At 50.8% G+C, this 15856-nt stretch carries 14 protein-coding genes and 2 pseudogenes; 6 read left to right on the top strand and 10 right to left on the bottom strand.

From position 1 onward, the window contains the following. Positions 1 to 42: 42 nt before the first annotated feature. Both KDW_RS23135 and KDW_RS23140 read left to right on the top strand, forming a co-directional pair. Positions 43 to 309: a metal-sensitive transcriptional regulator gene (locus KDW_RS23135; protein ID WP_151758288.1), complete on the top strand. Its 267-nt coding sequence runs from the start codon at positions 43 to 45 to the stop codon at positions 307 to 309. Between the two features lie 55 nt (positions 310 to 364). Continuing rightward, positions 365 to 625: a heavy-metal-associated domain-containing protein gene (locus KDW_RS23140; protein WP_151758289.1), complete on the top strand. Its 261-nt coding sequence runs from the start codon at positions 365 to 367 to the stop codon at positions 623 to 625. Positions 626 to 716: 91 nt separating this feature from the next. Here KDW_RS23140 and KDW_RS23145 read toward each other — a convergent pair. Beyond that, a pseudogene (locus tag KDW_RS23145) lies at positions 717 to 1277 on the bottom strand (class I SAM-dependent methyltransferase); the annotation flags it as partial. A gap of 140 nt (positions 1278 to 1417) precedes the next feature. Continuing rightward, positions 1418 to 2086: a class I SAM-dependent methyltransferase gene (locus tag KDW_RS23150; RefSeq protein WP_151758291.1), complete on the bottom strand. Its 669-nt coding sequence runs from the start codon at positions 2084 to 2086 to the stop codon at positions 1418 to 1420. Between the two features lie 200 nt (positions 2087 to 2286). Here KDW_RS23150 and KDW_RS23155 point away from each other — a divergent pair, with 200 nt between their 5' ends. After that, positions 2287 to 2655, top strand: a complete 369-nt coding sequence (locus tag KDW_RS23155) for a winged helix-turn-helix transcriptional regulator (protein ID WP_151758292.1) — start codon at positions 2287 to 2289, stop codon at positions 2653 to 2655. A 60-nt stretch (positions 2656 to 2715) separates the two neighbouring features. Here KDW_RS23155 and KDW_RS23160 read toward each other — a convergent pair whose 3' ends face one another. Further along, the gene (locus KDW_RS23160; protein ID WP_151758293.1) at positions 2716 to 2973 is read right to left on the bottom strand and encodes an SHOCT domain-containing protein; all 258 of its coding nucleotides are present in this window, start codon (positions 2971 to 2973) and stop codon (positions 2716 to 2718) included. A 453-nt stretch (positions 2974 to 3426) separates the two neighbouring features. On the opposite strand from KDW_RS23160, the gene KDW_RS23165 reads away from it, so the two are divergent. Beyond that, positions 3427 to 4548 (top strand): helix-turn-helix domain-containing protein, encoded by a 1122-nt coding sequence (locus KDW_RS23165; RefSeq protein WP_151758294.1) that lies wholly within the window; start codon positions 3427 to 3429, stop codon positions 4546 to 4548. A gap of 81 nt (positions 4549 to 4629) precedes the next feature. On the opposite strand, the gene KDW_RS23170 is transcribed toward KDW_RS23165, so the two are convergent. Beyond that, a complete protein-coding gene (locus KDW_RS23170; RefSeq protein ID WP_198925465.1) occupies positions 4630 to 6111 on the bottom strand; it encodes an MFS transporter in 1482 nt (493 codons plus the stop codon). A 450-nt stretch (positions 6112 to 6561) separates the two neighbouring features. On the opposite strand from KDW_RS23170, the gene KDW_RS23175 reads away from it, so the two are divergent. Then, complete coding sequence (locus KDW_RS23175) at positions 6562 to 8121, top strand: DHA2 family efflux MFS transporter permease subunit (protein WP_151758295.1); 1560 nt, start codon at positions 6562 to 6564, stop codon at positions 8119 to 8121. Positions 8122 to 8207: 86 nt separating this feature from the next. Here the strand turns inward: KDW_RS23175 and KDW_RS31960 are convergent, their stop codons facing one another. The 4 genes from KDW_RS31960 to KDW_RS23190 all read right to left on the bottom strand — a co-directional run bounded on the left by KDW_RS31960 (position 8208) and on the right by KDW_RS23190 (position 11414). Next, positions 8208 to 8372 (bottom strand): hypothetical protein, encoded by a 165-nt coding sequence (locus tag KDW_RS31960; protein WP_162005537.1) that lies wholly within the window; start codon positions 8370 to 8372, stop codon positions 8208 to 8210. Next, a complete protein-coding gene (locus KDW_RS23180) occupies positions 8341 to 9699 on the bottom strand; it encodes a cytochrome P450 (protein WP_151758296.1) in 1359 nt (452 codons plus the stop codon). Before KDW_RS23180 ends, KDW_RS31960 begins: the two co-directional genes overlap by 32 nt. 165 nt (positions 9700 to 9864) lie before the next feature. After that, entirely contained in the window at positions 9865 to 10596 is a 732-nt protein-coding gene (locus KDW_RS23185; RefSeq protein ID WP_151758297.1) for an SDR family oxidoreductase, read from the bottom strand. A gap of 260 nt (positions 10597 to 10856) precedes the next feature. After that, positions 10857 to 11414: a YggT family protein gene (locus KDW_RS23190; RefSeq protein ID WP_162005538.1), complete on the bottom strand. Its 558-nt coding sequence runs from the start codon at positions 11412 to 11414 to the stop codon at positions 10857 to 10859. A 400-nt stretch (positions 11415 to 11814) separates the two neighbouring features. Between KDW_RS23190 and KDW_RS23195 the strand changes: the two genes are divergently transcribed. After that, a complete protein-coding gene (locus tag KDW_RS23195) occupies positions 11815 to 12855 on the top strand; it encodes a mechanosensitive ion channel family protein (RefSeq protein WP_151758299.1) in 1041 nt (346 codons plus the stop codon). A gap of 161 nt (positions 12856 to 13016) precedes the next feature. Here KDW_RS23195 and KDW_RS23200 read toward each other — a convergent pair whose 3' ends face one another. After that, positions 13017 to 14363 carry an APC family permease gene (locus KDW_RS23200; protein ID WP_151758300.1) on the bottom strand — a complete coding sequence of 449 codons (1347 nt, stop codon included), beginning with the start codon at positions 14361 to 14363 and terminating at the stop codon, positions 13017 to 13019. 106 nt (positions 14364 to 14469) lie between these two features. Beyond that, positions 14470 to 15845 (bottom strand): annotated as a pseudogene (locus tag KDW_RS23205) (D-arabinono-1,4-lactone oxidase). Positions 15846 to 15856 lie beyond the last annotated feature (11 nt).

The raw sequence follows: 15856 nt of genomic DNA on the forward strand, positions 1-15856 counted from the left end.
GTACCCCTCCCAGGTGGGTAGGGGTGGAAAGGAACATAACATATGCATGCAGATAAACAGGATGTCCTGAAGCGCTTAAATTATGTTGAGGGTCATCTGGGCGGTATCAAGAAGATGGTTGAAGAGGATAAGTATTGTGTCGATATCTTGCGGCAGACATATGCAGTTCGTAAGGCTATCGAGAAACTCGAGAGTCTGCTGGTTGAGAGCCACCTGCATACATGTGTCCCTGAAGGTATTGCCGAGGGAAGAGGTGACGAGATCATTAAAGAACTCGTTCAGCTCTACACTCTGGCCGGAAATCGTTAACTAATAATCATTTTGCGCACTGGCTACGTGTGGCCAGTCCAGGGAGAATAAGTGTATGACAAAAGATATTACCCTTTCAGTGCCCGACGTGAGTTGCGAACATTGTGTGAAAGCTATCAATGGCGCACTGGGCGTGCTGCCAGGCGTAGAAGAGGTCGCGACCGATATTCCTACTAAAAGCGTCCGTCTCAGTTATGATCCAGCCCAGCTCTCACTGCAACAGATCGAAGAGACTCTCGATGATGTCGGCTATACCGTGTCCTCAGAACCTGCGCCCACGCCACGCACATCCGGCAAACCCTTGAACCTGTTCTAAGACATAGACCGTTTCTTTTTAAGCTGCATACACCCCCCTCCACCGGATAGGGGTGTATGCGGCTTAAAAAAACGGCCAGAAATCCTGGTATTTATGCTTGTGGACCTGTGGTTCCCTGGACAAAGCCGATTTCGGGAAATCTGGTTGTCCCGACCTCGATTGCTCCACTTGTAATCTGTGTGAAGCCAGCTGCCTGTAGCAATTGGGGTTGATCCTGGATGCCACTATTCCATGGACCAGTATGCACAGGGCGTGCGGGTTGACTCTGGCTTTCTTCGGGTCGCCTGGTATCCACGATCAGAACGCGGCCACCTGGTTTGAGTACACGCGCAATCTCTGCGATCCCCTGACGTTTAAGTTCGTCTGGCAAGACATGCATCATCAAAGTACTCAGTACGATATCGAACGAGTGGTCAGGGAAGGCGAGCCGCTCGATTACCCCGACCTGGAAATTAGCCGGTAACCTGCTCCATGCGGCTTTCTGGCGCGCCCTGGCGATCTGCTTTGGACCAGGATCAATGCCATAGACTCGACCTGTACTACCAACGCGTCTGGACGCCTTGAGTGCGATGGTTCCTGTGCCGCAGCCTACATCCAGTACCTGCTCGCCTGGTTGAAAGTGGGCCAGATCGAGGATGTTCTGTTCAAGTACTCCCCACTTGCCAAGTAGAGAACGTTACTCCACCATAACATCAGTCATAACGCCAACCCCAATCAATTACATGACCCTGTGTTGAACCAGTCTGCTCCTGGCTTTTTTTCGGATGGTGATGCGCGGATGCATGCATGAATTTACGCTCCTTTTTTGTATGCTGCAATGAAATGTCGTACGCCTGCTACGACCTGATCCTGGAAACTGATTTCCAGCAGGCCGTGTTGCAAGAAGTGATCGAGTTCGCTGCGCGTCAGGAACCAGGGCGGACCGGCGGTGGGCTCGTCTGCGTCGCGTGCATAGCAGATGAGGAGCAGGGTGCCGCCAGGTGCAACACAGTCGGCAATGGCTTCAATCGCTCGCGTATGTAGTTCGGGTGGAAGGGATTGGATGGTGCGCGACTCAAAGACAAATTTGAAGGCTTGCTGAAAGGTTGCTGGCAGTTGGAAGAGGTCTGCGACCTGATAATCAACGCGGGAGGTTGGGAAGCGCTGGCGACACCAGGCTATAGCCTGGGGCGAAAAGTCGAACGCAGTGACACGCTGCTGCTGTTGGGCCAGCGTCTCGGCATCGTCACCAAGCCCGCAGCCGATCACCAGCGCCTGTCCATATGTGCTCATGTGCCCCTTATGTTGTGCCAGCCATGGTAGCAGGAATTGAGCGTTGCTCTGTCTGGTCCAGGGAACCTGCTGGATATCATTGTCCGCACTGGTATACACGCTCTCAAACCAGTCCGCTGGATCACCATATGGGCGACGGATCGCAGGATTCCCTGATGAGGGTTGCGTTTTTTCGGTATTATTATCCATAATCCTTTTTCCTTTTCATTCAAACAGACGCATGTAGAGGGTTCAGATAGTCCAATTGTTCGTAGCTTGTAAAAAGCAACTCTAACGACTACAATGAATATATATGCTAGCTATGAAGAAAACAAGTACGCAATTTTATTTGACATAGTCAAAAAAATCAGACTATCAGCCAGACCTGATGCAAAAAAGGGAGCAAAGCGATGAAGCATTTACAGGCGATTTGTTGTCCGGTCGAGGTGACCCTCTCAATAGTTGGTGGCAAATGGAAACCAGTGATTGTCTGGCTCTTGCTTGGTGGCACGAAACGTTTTGGCGAGTTGCGCCGCTTAATTCCAGCCGCCACGCAGCAAATGTTGACAACGCAGTTGCGTGAGCTTGAGCAGGCGGGGATCATTCATCGAGAGGTCTATGCGCAGGTGCCCCCAAAGGTTGAATATTCACTGACCGAACTGGGCCGTAGTCTGGAGCCAGTGGTCTATCAGCTGGCCACATGGGGCGAATGGTATTTCGAACAAAATAATCAAGCTCATCACCAGATAAGCCAGGAAATAAGAAACCACGCCCGGTAGGTTCGTGGCTTGCTCACGATTGCATATCAAAGAGGAACCAATCGTGGACAAGCCACGAACCTACTGCGGGACCGGGTTATCCAGGCGCTCACGCATCTGCTCAAAAGTAGACGCGTCAATCTCGCCGCGTGCATAGCGCTGCCGCAGGATCTCAAGTGCAGAAGGTTCTGCTTTCGTACTGATGAATCTCGTGGAGCGGCTTAACCACCGGATCAGAGCCCAGACGGCCAGTGCCAGTAGCGCTAACCAGAGAACGTTCCAGAAAATCATGCCAAGCATCATTGGCCAGCTATAGCCATAACCATATCCCCACATCATAGCCCTATCCTCGCTTTCTTTTTGCTTACTATCCATGTTTAGCATGACTCGTAAGCATCACAGCGCTATCACAGCACCCGTTGATCTTCTCTCAATAGATACACAATCATCATTTCCACATTAAAATATTCGAGAGTAGCGCAGACGCGAGCTATCAATGCTAGAGTTTATATATATTAAATTAATAGCTAATCTCGGGTGTTTTGTGGTACAGTAGGTAATATAATAACCTATTGCAATATACATGCTATCTGAAAAATACGCGTAGGCAAATAAGGCATATCATGCCATCTCTTTTTATGTGTAATAATCCCCTGATTGGCATATCAGCCTGTTATGCCGCTTTATATTCTTACATTGACATGCAGTAAAATAATAATGTCCTGAGCACAAACTCTCAATATTGTGAACAATAACTGTGTTAACATTACAATTATTTTGGAGAAGGTGACGATGAAAAGAGAAGATAAATCAACATCCAAAGTAGAAAAATCCACGACTATATTTGAAATACTTTCATCCAATCAATCTTCAGACAAACAGACACGCAGAAAAGTCCAGAGTGGAGTAGCGGCATCGCCACGTCAGACATGGCGTGATCTGCTGGCCCAGATTATCCGTGATGAAGAAGTAAAGCAACAGATTATTGATGCGCTCCATATCTCTCCTGTTACCTTGAGCCGCTGGATTACTGGTAAATCAGAGCCACGTGCACAAAATTTGCAGCAGTTGCTCAATACATTACCGCCACAGTACCAGGAACAGATGGCGCTGTATTTGCGTGAAGAAAATAAGCTGCCAACGCCTCCAGCAGGCGAAGATGGCCAACCCTCGCTCACGATTCCGAGCGAGTTTTATCAACAGGTTTTTATGGCACATGCCACGACCAGTGAAAATCTGCGTTTCTGGTCCCTCTGTCAGTTGATTATTCAGCAAGCCCTCGGCCAACTGGATCCAGAACGGCGTGGTATGTCAATCTGGGTCGTGTGTTGTATGCCACCTTCGGGCACGCACAACAAAGTGCGCAGCTTGCGTGAAAGTGTAGGAGCAGGCACCTCGCCATGGCAAAGCAACCTGGAACAGGAAGCCATGTTCCTGGGTGCTGAATCCCTGGTAGGGAATGTGGTTACCTCTTACCGACCAGCCATTGTACAGGACCTCGATGAGGATCATAGTATATTGTCGTTCTCACGGGTAGAGCATGAGAAGAGTATCGCTATTTACCCTATTCTTTACTGTGGCCGCATTGCCGGTGTCTTCATGGTATCCAGTGCCGAAACCAACTTTTTTCTGGATCCAGGGCGTATCGAACTGATCCCGTGTTATGCGGACCTGTGTGCGTTAGCTTTTGAGAACAAGCAGTTTTACACCGCTAACCAGATTGCGCTGGAAGTCATGCCCACCTATCAAGATCAGAAAGCTTATTTCGTCCATTTTCGACAGATCATGACTGAAACCATCCTGGACGTGGTCAACAGCAATAATACCGTTAACAATACGCAGGTTGATCTGCTTGTCTGGCAAAAGCTAGAAGCAGCCCTGGTGGGGAAAAAAGAAGATACATTGTCATCGTAACGTAGCGGCAGCTCTTGTGGCTGCGAAATGGGAGCGCAGATTTTTCTGCGCTCCATTTCTTATGTGCTTTAAACGGAAATCCTACAAGGCCGTCTCGCTGGCGGCGGTGTTTTCCTGTTTGCTCGCTGACAGGGGACGAGCAATCTTTTCAAGGGATTTTCCTTCAGCGTCGATGCCAAAGAAGATCGCGACGATACCTGCACCGACCATCAAGACGGCACCCAGGATATAGCCATAGAAAACCATATAGGGATTACCGGTCTGGATCAGGTAGCCAAAGAAGATTGGGGTCAGGGCTCCACCGATCGCTGTACCAATCGCGTAGAAGAACGCGATGGCCATCGCGCGTGTCTCTAGAGGAAAGACTTCACTGACCGTCAGGTAGGCCGAACTGGCACCCGAAGAAGCAAAGAAGAAGACGATACACCAGCAAATGGTCAGCGTTATGGCATTGAGGATACCCAGGGCAAACAGCCAGCCTGTAACGGCAAAGAGTACGCCTGAGCAGATGTAGGTAAAGCTGATCATCTTCCGACGCCCGATGGTATCGAAGAGGCGTCCAATCGTTAACGGTCCAAGGATATTACCAAGGGCGAACGGAATCAGGTAAAACGCCACGACGTTCGGAGAGACTTTCATGAAAGTGGTGAAAATCAAGCCATAAGAGAAAGTGATGGCATTATAGAGGAAAGCCTGTCCGACCATCAGTGAGAAGCCGAGCAAAGACCGTTTCGGATAGTCTCTGAACATCGTTCTGGCAATCTGCGTAAAGGTGACCGTACCTTGTGGCCGAATTTCCAATGTTCCTTCGGGATCGGGCAGTTTGTCCAGCTTATCTTCTTTCATGATCTTCTCTTCGATGCCCTTCACCACCTGATCCGCCTCATCAAAGCGACCATGCATCATCAGCCAGCGTGGACTCTCGGGTACAAAGCGGCGAACCAGCAGGATTGCCAGTCCCAGGATGGCTCCGAGGCCAAATGCCAGACGCCAGCCCAGATTGATTGGAAAGATGGCTGGACTGAGCAAAACTCCGGTTAAGGCGGCTCCAACCGCTGTTCCTACCCACCAGGTGCTGTTAATCATAATATCTGTCCAGCCACGTGCCCGGGCAGGAATCAGTTCATCCACGGCTGAATTGATAGCTGAATATTCACCACCGATACCTGCGCCAGTAATAAAGCGGCAGGCGATAAACCAGTAGATATTGAAAGAGAATGCCGTCGCAATCGTGGCGATCAGGTAGAGCGCCAGCGTGAGCATAAACAGCTTTTTGCGTCCCCATTTATCTGTCAGGCGGCCAAAGAAGAGCGCACCGATTACCGCACCAATCAGGTAGGTAGTACCGGCACCGGTGACCTGGACATCGGTCAAATGCAATGTCTGTGGCTCTTTCAGAACACTGGCAATCGAGCCAACAATCGTGACCTCCAGGCCATCCAGAATCCAGGTGATCCCTAATGCGATGATCACTAACCAGTGCCAGCGGCTCCAGGGGAGACGATCCATTCTGGCTGGAATATCGGTTTTTACCGTCTCCGCCGCTGTCATTTGTTTACTCATTATCCTGCTCCATTGCACTAATCATGTTTTTAAAGAGAATAATTGCTAAAAATTACTAAAATACCTTCTCTCGCTGCCAGTTTTTAGCTACGGCAGATAGGAGAAGGAAACGATTAATAGAGGAAACTGATGTATATATTTTATGCATAGAGAATCGTTTCCACGTGCTTGTTATACGGGCTGATCCATATAAGCAGTTTCAATTTTTTTGCAGAGACTTGACATTTAATTCTGAACAGAATATATTTTTATCACTTGATAAAAATATTGGGCCAAAGACATTACCCATCCACCGTGATATGCTGCGTCTATGTACAGTGGGAAGATGAGCAGATACTTTTGTGTTGCTCTTCATAGAAAGTTTTTTTTTCCAGTCATTCACCGTTAACAAACGGTGCTTATGACGACTATTTTTTAGCTATTGTTTATCAATTGATAAGGAGTGAGTAGATGGAAGCGAATGCGAATATTTCGCCCGCATCTCAAAGTGCACCCGATCCTGGCTACAAATGGCGTGTTCTGGCGACTGTCGTGACAGGACTCTTCATGGTGGTGCTGGATTCAACCGTGATCAATGTGGCCTTAAAGGCTTTGCAGCAGCACTACTCGGTTTCAACCAGTGAGTCCCAGTGGGTGATCAGCCTGTATACGCTGGCGCTGGGTATTGCCACCCCATTATCGGGATTCCTGGGTGATCGTTTTGGCATCAAACGCATCTATCTGAGCGGACTGGTCCTGTTCGTGGTGGGATCCGTGTTGTGTGGTCTGGCACCCTCATTGACGTTCTTGATCGCGGCGCGTGCCATCCAGGGTATCGGTGGTGGTATTTCTTTGCCGCTGGGTACAGCCCTGCTCTTCCGGGCTTTCCCGCCCCGTGAGCGTGGAGCCGCCTTTGGTATTTTCGGCATTGTCCTGGTCTTTGCCCCGGCGATTGGTCCCTTGCTTGGTGGCTGGCTGGTCGACCAGAATCTGCTTTCCTGGATCTTCTACTTAAATATTCCTATCGGCATCATCGGCCTGACCATCGGTATGCTCTCGCTGCGCGAAGCACCCGGCTCAGCCAAAGTCAAAGCAGACGTCCCTGGTATCATCCTTTCCGCGCTCGGCTTTGGCGCCATCCTTTTTGCCACCTCGATTGCGGGCGAGCAAGGTACTGGTTGGACTGATCCACGGGTAATTAGTGGTTTTGTGGTTGGTGTGGTGGCCCTGGCCCTGTTTACGATCGTTGAGTTACGTGCCACAGAGCCTCTGCTGGATCTGCGTTTGTATGGTATTCCCAGCTTCGCGATCGCGAACGTAGCGGTTATGGTTGGTATAGTAGCCCTCTTCGGCGCTGAATTCCTGCTGCCCCTTTACCTGCAGATCCTGCGCGGCCAGACCGCCTTCCAGGCTGGCTTAATCTTGTTGCCGCTGGCTATTGCCTCGGCCTTCTCAAGCTTCATCAGTGGACGCATCACCGACCGCATCGGTCCACGCGTGCCGATCGTGCTTGGCTTTATCCTGATCGCCTACAACACCTATCAGCTCTCACAGATCCAGATGGATACCAGCATCAACTTCATCATCTTCCTGCTGGTGTTGCGTGGTATCGCGGTTGGCCTGATCATTCAGAACAGCCAGGTTGCTGCGTTGCTGGATGTGCCGATGGGCCGTCTAAATCGTGCCACCCCACTGGTACAGGCCACGCGACAAACCATGCAATCGATTGGTGTCGCCGTCCTGGCAACCATTTTGACCAGCGCCATCACGATCAGTATGCCGAAGAACGTCCAGGCGGGCGCGGATCTCACGAAAGTGCCACCCCCTGTCCGTGCAGCGATCCTGAACGATATTCATCAGTTCCAGGCCCAGTACATCACCGGACTCGAACACGCCTACCTGGCCACCTTTGCCATCGCGGTCGTTGCCACCTTGCTTTCCCTCTTCCTGCCGGGCTGGCCGGGCAAATATGAATCTGGCAAGAAAAGCGCGCCAGTTCCAGCGGAAAAGCAAGCCGCTGAAATGGCCTGATCTTTCAAACCCGTAGGTTCGACCCTTGAGGTCGATTGGTTTCTATCACCCTGGCCTGGTTCTGCATCACGTGATCGTAGTGCATGTTAGCGCGGGCAACCAATCGGCCGCGAGGGCAACCAATCGGCCGCGAGGGCAACCAATCGGCCGCGCGGGCAACCAATCGGCCGCGAGGGCAACCAATCGGCCGCGAGGGCCGAACCTACTTTCCAGGGAGCTTCAGACAGGAATGATGGTGTTATTCTCTTCAAGCCGCATCGGCATCCCATACTTAGGACGCAGCGTGACCAGTGGTTGGAAGACAATGTGTGCTCGTGGTTTTAGTTGTGGTACATAGCTTTGCAGGATGGTTGCCAGCAGGAGTTTGGTTTCGAGTTGCGCGAAGGTCATACCAATACAGATCCTGGGACCCAGGCCAAATGGAAAATAAGCTCCCTGCGGAATACTCTGTGCATTACGCTTATCCCAGCGCTCCGGCCGGAAGTTTTCTGGATCACCCCAGACATCAGGCAGATTGTGCAGGACCCACTGGCTCAGGATCGTGATTGTGCCGGCGGGAATCCGTTGTCCATCCAGTTCAAAATCCTCGCGGGCCATGCGGGCCTGTCGCCATGCGGGCGGATAGAAGCGCCAGGATTCATTGATCACGCCCTCTAAATAGGGCATGTTGGGCAGATCCTCCAGCGTTGGCACGCGTCCGGCCAGTACTGTCTGGATCTCGGCGAGGAGTTTGGCCCGGACATGTGGATGTTGTGAGAGCAGATAGAAGGTCCAGGAGAGCGTGTTCTGGGCGGTCTCATGGCCCGCAGCCACAAAGGTCAATATATGATCATGGATCTGCGTATCGGTCATGGATTCCGGCTCATGTTTCTGGGCCTGGAGAAGCATCGAGAGCACATCACCTGTATCACTATCGCTCTCGCGGCGTTGTTTGATCAAATTATAAATAAACGTGTCGATTGTGCGTGAGCCTTCTTCGCGGGCGCGCTCCGTGGCCAGAGGAAAATTGATACGGCTCGTAATCACTGAGCGTCGTGGAGGACTACTGATGACCGCATCAAAGGCATGGCCTAGCTGCTTTGTCTGCTTGATAGAATCCACGTTGAAGAGTGTTTTGGTAATAATACGCAAGGTTAAGGCCTGCATCTCGCTGGCCATATTCACCACTGAGCCAGGACGCCAGGACGCGATGGTTTCCTGTGCGTAGCGGGTCATGGTGCTGGCATAGCTATCGACACGCAGTTTATGAAAGGCCGGCTGGACCAGGCGGCGCTGCTGACGATGGTGATCCCCATCAATAGTGAGCAGTCCTTCGCCCAGAAAAAGCTTTAAGCCAGTATCGTTGGCATTGCCCGGCTTGACAAAATTACGTGGATTTTCGGTTAAAAAATAGCGGATATGTTCGGGTCGAAAGCAAAAGAGCACTGGTTGTTTGCCGACATAGACGGTCGCCATCCGACCATAGTGTTGCTCTAATTCTCTAAAAAAGCGCAAGGGACGGTACTGAAAATCGAGCAAGCTGCCAATGACAGGGAGGCCCTTTGGACCTGCTGGTAGTGTGACTGGAGTGCTGGCCATGGTTTTGTTCTCCAATAGAAATAAGGGATAGAGTTTCTCGTGATGATACAACTGTCCTCTATTATAACTCTACGAATAGTAGCTGGAGGATGTTGTATGAACAGCAAACAGCATCCCGGCTCATTCATAGGATGCTGTTTTACTGGTGTTGTATGTTTCTGGAAATTAGTGGGCCTGGAAGCCACCATCGACGGGTAGGGTCACGCCGTGGATCATATCGGCACCCGAGCTCAGCAGATAGGCGACCGCATGGGCCACATCCATTGGCTTGGCGAAGCGTCCGAGTGGAATGCGGGCCTTCATCGGTCCACTTTTAGCGGGATCGCGCCAGGCCATCTCACCCATCGGAGTCATCGTGATAGTAGGATTGACTGCATTGACCCGGATCTGAAAAGGCCCAAGTTCCAGCGCCATCACACGCGTTAACTGGTCCAGCGCGCCTTTGGAGGCGCAGTAGGCCGTATGGTCGTTTACTGCCAGACTGGAGGATTGTGAAGAGATATTAACGATCGAGCCGCCATAGCCACGCTGGATCATGCCCTGAGCAATAATTTGTGAGACCACCATGACAGCTCGTACATTGACCGCCATCGTGGCATCAAAGTCCTCAACCGTCGTCTTCAGAAAGGATTGTGGAATGGAGATGCCGGCATTATTGACCAGCAGATTAATCTTGCCCGCCTTGCGGGCCGCCTCTTTAGCTTGCTGAACATCACTGAGATCCGCTACAATCACCTCGCCGTGAAGCTCATGTGCCAGCAATGCCAGATCTTCCTCTGAGCGGCTCACCGCCACTACATAGGCTCCTAATTGTGACAACAAGAGAGCAATCTCGCGGCCAATGCCCTTACCCGCACCGGTAACCAGGGCGCGCTGGCCGTCAAAACGAATATTCATGTTGTATTTGCCCCTACTTCCTGTAGTAAAGAATAATCAAACTTCTCTGTTTGAGAGTATCAACTTTGATAAAATGTGCCGCTACGTTGGTTTTTTCTCCAATCTTCCACCTGCATATGAACCATGCCCTGGCACTAATCTCTCTCCCTTATCTTATCTCAATAGCAGGGTTTTTACCAGGGAGTATAAAGCAACATAAAAAAAAACAGAATAACCCATGATGTTATGGGTTATTCTGCAAGCGTTTCGGTGATCAAGGATTATAAACGTTTGCGACGACGCGTGGTGGTGGTTTCACTGCGGCCGGGAACGTTGGGAAAGAAGATCACGCGTACCAGTGAGACGATACCCCAACCGATCAAGGCGTAGATCAACATGGCCAGAATGGTTGAAATTTCAAAGACACCGGTGTTTCCAATCGTTTGATCATTGAAAATACCATTAAAGATTGACACAAATGGATGGCTGAGATTATAGAGGAAGCTGATAAACGGGCTAATCTCGTTGGCACCAAACAGGCGGAATATAAAACGTAGGCCCAGGATCACTTCGAGCACACCCAGCAAAAAGTAAATGACCGAAGTCATCCAATAGCGCGCATTCGCCATATCTATCGCGTTATTCTGATAGACATCTTTACGCTTCTCGACACGATTGCCCGCTGGATCCTGATACTGCTGGCGCTGGCTTTGCACATAGTTGCCGCCCTGCTGAACATTCTGCTCCGTCACATCATTGTACTCTTGATAGGGATATCCCCCACCCTGCTGATTGGGATATTGTGGATCGTTGTTGTATGAATTCCGTTGATTTGGCATTAAAAGACCTCCTTTGTCCATTACACTGACAAGACTGCCCGTATCATACCATTTATAATCGTGTAGGCGAAGTTACTGGTATGCCAGGGTTATGGATAAAAGCAAATAGATAATAAAAAAAGCTCTTTTATTACACGTATCAAGTCAACAGAAAGTAGCGGCAGCGCTGCCGGTACGACAGGTCTCCCTAACCGAAAAGTATCGGGCTCAAGACCTGCCGTTACAATGAAACATTTTTAGAATCTGTATTCATAATGGTCCTGTATACCGTACTAAATAAGATGAAGTTTTTGCGGTATTCATCCATGAAAACTTTGCACTTATTGGTAGTAGATTTTGATCGCTACACCGGTTGAATGTACATCTGTAATAGTCGCCTTAAAAAGAAAGGGATTCCTCAATGACAGTAGTCACCGATTGGGGTACAGCTATTATGAGTTCATTTGCCAACGCTGTGAATTTAATCCTCGCGTTTATTCCACGGCTGCTTGGCTTTGCTATTATCTTAATTGTTGGTTTATTGCTGGCATCTGCGATCAGCAAAGGGTTGACCCTCTTGCTGCGCAAAGTTGGCTTTGATCGCCTCGGTCAGCGCATTGGTTTACAGCGCTTCGAGCAAAACATGAATATCAGTATGGATGCCGCTGGCCTGCTAGGGCGTCTGGTTTACTGGTTTATCGTGTTGATCTTCCTGGTAGCAGCGGCCGACGCCCTGGGTGTTCCAGCAGTTAGCAATGTTTTGAGTAGCATTGTTAGCTTCCTGCCAAATGTGTTTGTGGCTATTCTGGTACTCTTCCTGGGTACGCTGCTGGCTACATTCGTGGCAGACATCGTGCGAGGTATGACCGCCTCCGCTAATGTTGGCAATCCTAATGTCTTTTCGGCGATTGCCCGTTACCTGATCGTAGGCTTCTCCGTTTTGATCGCCCTGGAGCAACTCAATATCGCTCCCGCTCTGATCAACGAGTTATTCGGAGCCATCGTTGCTGGTGGTGCGCTGGCCTTTGGTCTGGCTTTCGGCCTGGGTGGTCGTGACGCTGCACAGCGTTTACTTGCTCGCAGTGAAGGAACCGTCAGTGCATTTAGCACCGCAGCCGCTGAGGGTAAGCTGAAAACCAATATCAGCCAGCCAGCCAATCCTGCTAACGATCCTTATGCACAGGGACAGGTTCCCGCCTATGATGCACGGACCCAGCAGGTTCCAAACAACTACAATGCACCGGTTCAACAGCAGGCCCTGCTTATAATCCACCAGCCCAGCAGCAGGCTCCTGTCTACAATGCACCGGTTCAGCAGCAGGATCCTACCTATCGACCACAGCAGCAGGCCCCTGCACAGCAGCCACCATACGAGCCTCCTACGCAGCGGATTTCACAAAATGATCCACAGCGCCAGGTACCACCGTATGAGAATACACAGGGCTAACTATCAACCTGTATAAGTTTTTATCAAGCCAGAAAAGGACATCGGGTATAATCCTACCTGATGTCCTTTTTTATATTGCTTATATCGCTGGTGAAAGGCAAAGGCTATGCACCATTTTAATAATTCAGCAGTGATTAAAGCGTGGTCCGCGATGCCTGAAGATAATAACACTCCTGTTCATTCTCCCTGTACAAGCTGTTTACGCATAAATATGATCAGGGCAGCGCCGATGAGGAGCCAGACGCCGACTACGATCGGGACAAAGCTGAGCGGCGCTGGCCCTGGTGCGATGAACGCGGCTACAAAGATTGCGGCCATCAAGATGGTACTGACGATGGGCATAAGGCCGTGGCGTAGCAGGCTGAACTGGCTGCGGCGCTGTTGTCTGAAGAAGCGCAAGCAGGCTATATTGACCAGGATATAGATGGGCAGGATTAATAGGGCGTCGAGGGTACCCAGGAATGAGAAGGCGGTGATCGGTGTTAAAAAGAGCCCTAAGGGAATGCCGCAGATTAGCGCGAAGAGACATAGGAGCGTGATGGCGCCAATGGGGGTATGGTGTGTGCGGTGGGCTAGCGCCGTCCAGCGTGGCAGCAGGCCATCGCGTCCAACCGTATAGATGATGCGGGCGCCACCATTAATAATCGCCAGGGCGGCACTGAAGAAGGAGAGCGTGCCCGCCAGATCAATGATACTGGCAAACAGGCTACCGCTGAAATGGCGACCAATCGTATCAAATGGCGCTGGATCATTAGCATAGCCGCTGGCCATATTCTGGATACCATACCCGATGGTGGCTGTATAGGCTATCAGGATATAAAAGATACCCACCACCAGCATCGAGCCAAAGACGGCCCGGGGAATATTACGGTGAGGATTAGCGGTCTCCTCGCCCAGCGTGGCTGCCGTTTCAAAGCCGATAAAGCTCAGGACCGCCAGGATAATACCTACTGTCAGATCACCACCTTTGGGAACCTGGTTGACACTGAATGGAGCCAGACTTAAGCCGCCCTGGCTGCCCACATGGAAAAAGATCAGGGCCGCCAGGATCAGGCAGATTCCCATTTCAAAGACCAGTAAGGTCATATCGACCTGCAACGATTGGCGAATGCCTGTATAGCAGAGGGCAAAGACGATACCCACCGCCAGCACAAACCAGATGATCCAACTGACATTCAGGCCAGACCAGCGTAATACCAGTACCTGGATATTGGCGCTCATCAGGACAAAAGAATAAGGCGCGCCCACCGCCACCGCGGCCAATCCTAACCAGCCTGTCAGAAAACCCCAATGGGCATTGAGTCCTGTCCGCACATAGGTATAGGCCGAGCCACTGGAAGGCAGCTCGCGTGATAATTCACTATACTGATTCGCCACCAGCAGCGCGACGACAAACCCGATCACATAGCACAGAGGAATGGCCGCCCCGACCAGTCCAGCCTGAGGAATCGTATTAAAAAAGATCGAGGCCGCCGGCGACATCACCGCTACTGAAATCACCACGGCATGGCGCAGACCAAGCACACCCTTACCAAGCGTGGCTCAACAGGGGCTGCCACCAGCGGAGAAGATTCATCCTGCATATATGCACTCCTTGCAAAATAGAGCATAGATAAATGAAGCTGTTTGCCTAAGAAGATGTGTCCTCTCTTGCTTGCTTTATAGATGTACCTTGAACAGGATGCGAAATAGAGCTATGATCGAGCGCAAATAAGCGTTGCAGATAGTCATTGAGAAACAGCCCCTGTGGATCAAGTTCAGCCCGGATGCGTTGGAAGTCCTGCCAGCGGGATAGAGGCTGGCTAGCGTTGTGCCGTCCTGCGTATGCATTTTTCCCCAATGTGGTCGGCCCTGGTAGCGCTTGAAGATCGTTTCGATTTGCTGGAAATATTCACGATACGCCATACCTTTATACATATGGACCGCGATATAGGCGGAAGGGCGTTGATAGGCCGGACTCAACCAGATATCATCCTCATGGACAAAGCGACACTCAACCGGAAAATGGACCTGTGTATGGTGGGTGCTAATACTCTCTTTAATCTCAGCCAGGACCGTGGTAAAATGCTCAACCGGAATATTATATTCCATCTCCTGAAAGCGCACCATGCGCGGAGTCGCATAGACACGATGGCTATAATCGACTTCACTGACCGACGCCACACCCAGAGCAGAGACATTACTGATCGACTTCGATAACGGCGGCAGCAGGCGACAACTTTCCGAGAGCAGCCAGTAGAGTCCATTCTCCAACACCACCTTATTAAAGCGACTCCAGAGATTACTGCCCGTCAGCACCGCACTGGTCTGATTTAAAAACTTTGTCTGCACCGCCTCGGTATGGGGAAACCAGTAGAACTCGAAATGGTCATTGCTATTCTTATAGTCTTCAAGCTGCACCAGACAGTCACTGAGCTTTTCGCGCTGACTTTTGAAGTGCAGGCGTTTGGCCGGCACCACCCGTAGTTTGACTTTCGCAATAACGCCCAGCGCGCCCAGCGCTACCTGAGCGGCTTTAAAGATCTCAGGATGCTGTTCATCCGAGCATTCGAGGATCTCTCCATTGGCGGTGATCAATGTTAAGCCGACCACCTGTGTGGATAGTGAGCCGAAGTGGACACCCGTCCCATGCGTACCAGTACTGATCGCGCCCGCGATACTCTGCACATCGATATCGCCCAGATTTTCCTGTGCCAGCCCCTGTGCCAGCAATCTATTGCCCAGCAACTTGAGCCGTGTTCCGCCCAAGACTGTGGCTGTGCCGCCTTCGGCATCAATCGATTCAATACCCTGGAGCTTATCCAGCGACAACAAAATATCATTGGTCTTGGCCAGAGGGGTAAAAGAATGGCCCGCGCCCACCACACGTACATGGTGCCCCTCGCGACTATATTTACCAATCAAGTCAGCAAGCTCTTCGATGCTTGCGGGCTTCACCAGTTGACGAATATTAGATGCTACTGAACCAGACCAGTTATGCCAGGATTGTGTTTTTGCCATTGCCATAAAATGGGGGT

Origin of the sequence: Dictyobacter vulcani (assembly GCF_008974265.1) — a bacterium.
In the GTDB taxonomy this organism is placed as follows: domain Bacteria; phylum Chloroflexota; class Ktedonobacteria; order Ktedonobacterales; family Ktedonobacteraceae; genus Dictyobacter; species Dictyobacter vulcani.

Bases quoted from the DNA above. Each gene is read 5' to 3' on its own strand.
- KDW_RS23180 (WP_151758296.1), bottom strand. From the start codon at position 9,699: ATGGCCAGCACTCCAGTCACACTACCAGCAGGTCCAAAGGGCCTCCCT.
- KDW_RS23155 (WP_151758292.1), top strand. From the start codon at position 2,287: ATGAAGCATTTACAGGCGATTTGTTGTCCGGTCGAGGTGACCCTCTCA.
- KDW_RS23150 (WP_151758291.1), bottom strand. From the start codon at position 2,086: ATGGATAATAATACCGAAAAAACGCAACCCTCATCAGGGAATCCTGCG.
- KDW_RS23195 (WP_151758299.1), top strand. From the start codon at position 11,815: ATGACAGTAGTCACCGATTGGGGTACAGCTATTATGAGTTCATTTGCC.
- KDW_RS23160 (WP_151758293.1), bottom strand. From the start codon at position 2,973: ATGATGTGGGGATATGGTTATGGCTATAGCTGGCCAATGATGCTTGGC.
- KDW_RS23175 (WP_151758295.1), top strand. From the start codon at position 6,562: ATGGAAGCGAATGCGAATATTTCGCCCGCATCTCAAAGTGCACCCGAT.
- KDW_RS23140 (WP_151758289.1), top strand. From the start codon at position 365: ATGACAAAAGATATTACCCTTTCAGTGCCCGACGTGAGTTGCGAACAT.
- KDW_RS23165 (WP_151758294.1), top strand. From the start codon at position 3,427: ATGAAAAGAGAAGATAAATCAACATCCAAAGTAGAAAAATCCACGACT.
- KDW_RS23135 (WP_151758288.1), top strand. From the start codon at position 43: ATGCATGCAGATAAACAGGATGTCCTGAAGCGCTTAAATTATGTTGAG.
- KDW_RS23185 (WP_151758297.1), bottom strand. From the start codon at position 10,596: ATGAATATTCGTTTTGACGGCCAGCGCGCCCTGGTTACCGGTGCGGGT.
- KDW_RS23170 (WP_198925465.1), bottom strand. From the start codon at position 6,111: ATGAGTAAACAAATGACAGCGGCGGAGACGGTAAAAACCGATATTCCA.
- KDW_RS23190 (WP_162005538.1), bottom strand. From the start codon at position 11,414: ATGCCAAATCAACGGAATTCATACAACAACGATCCACAATATCCCAAT.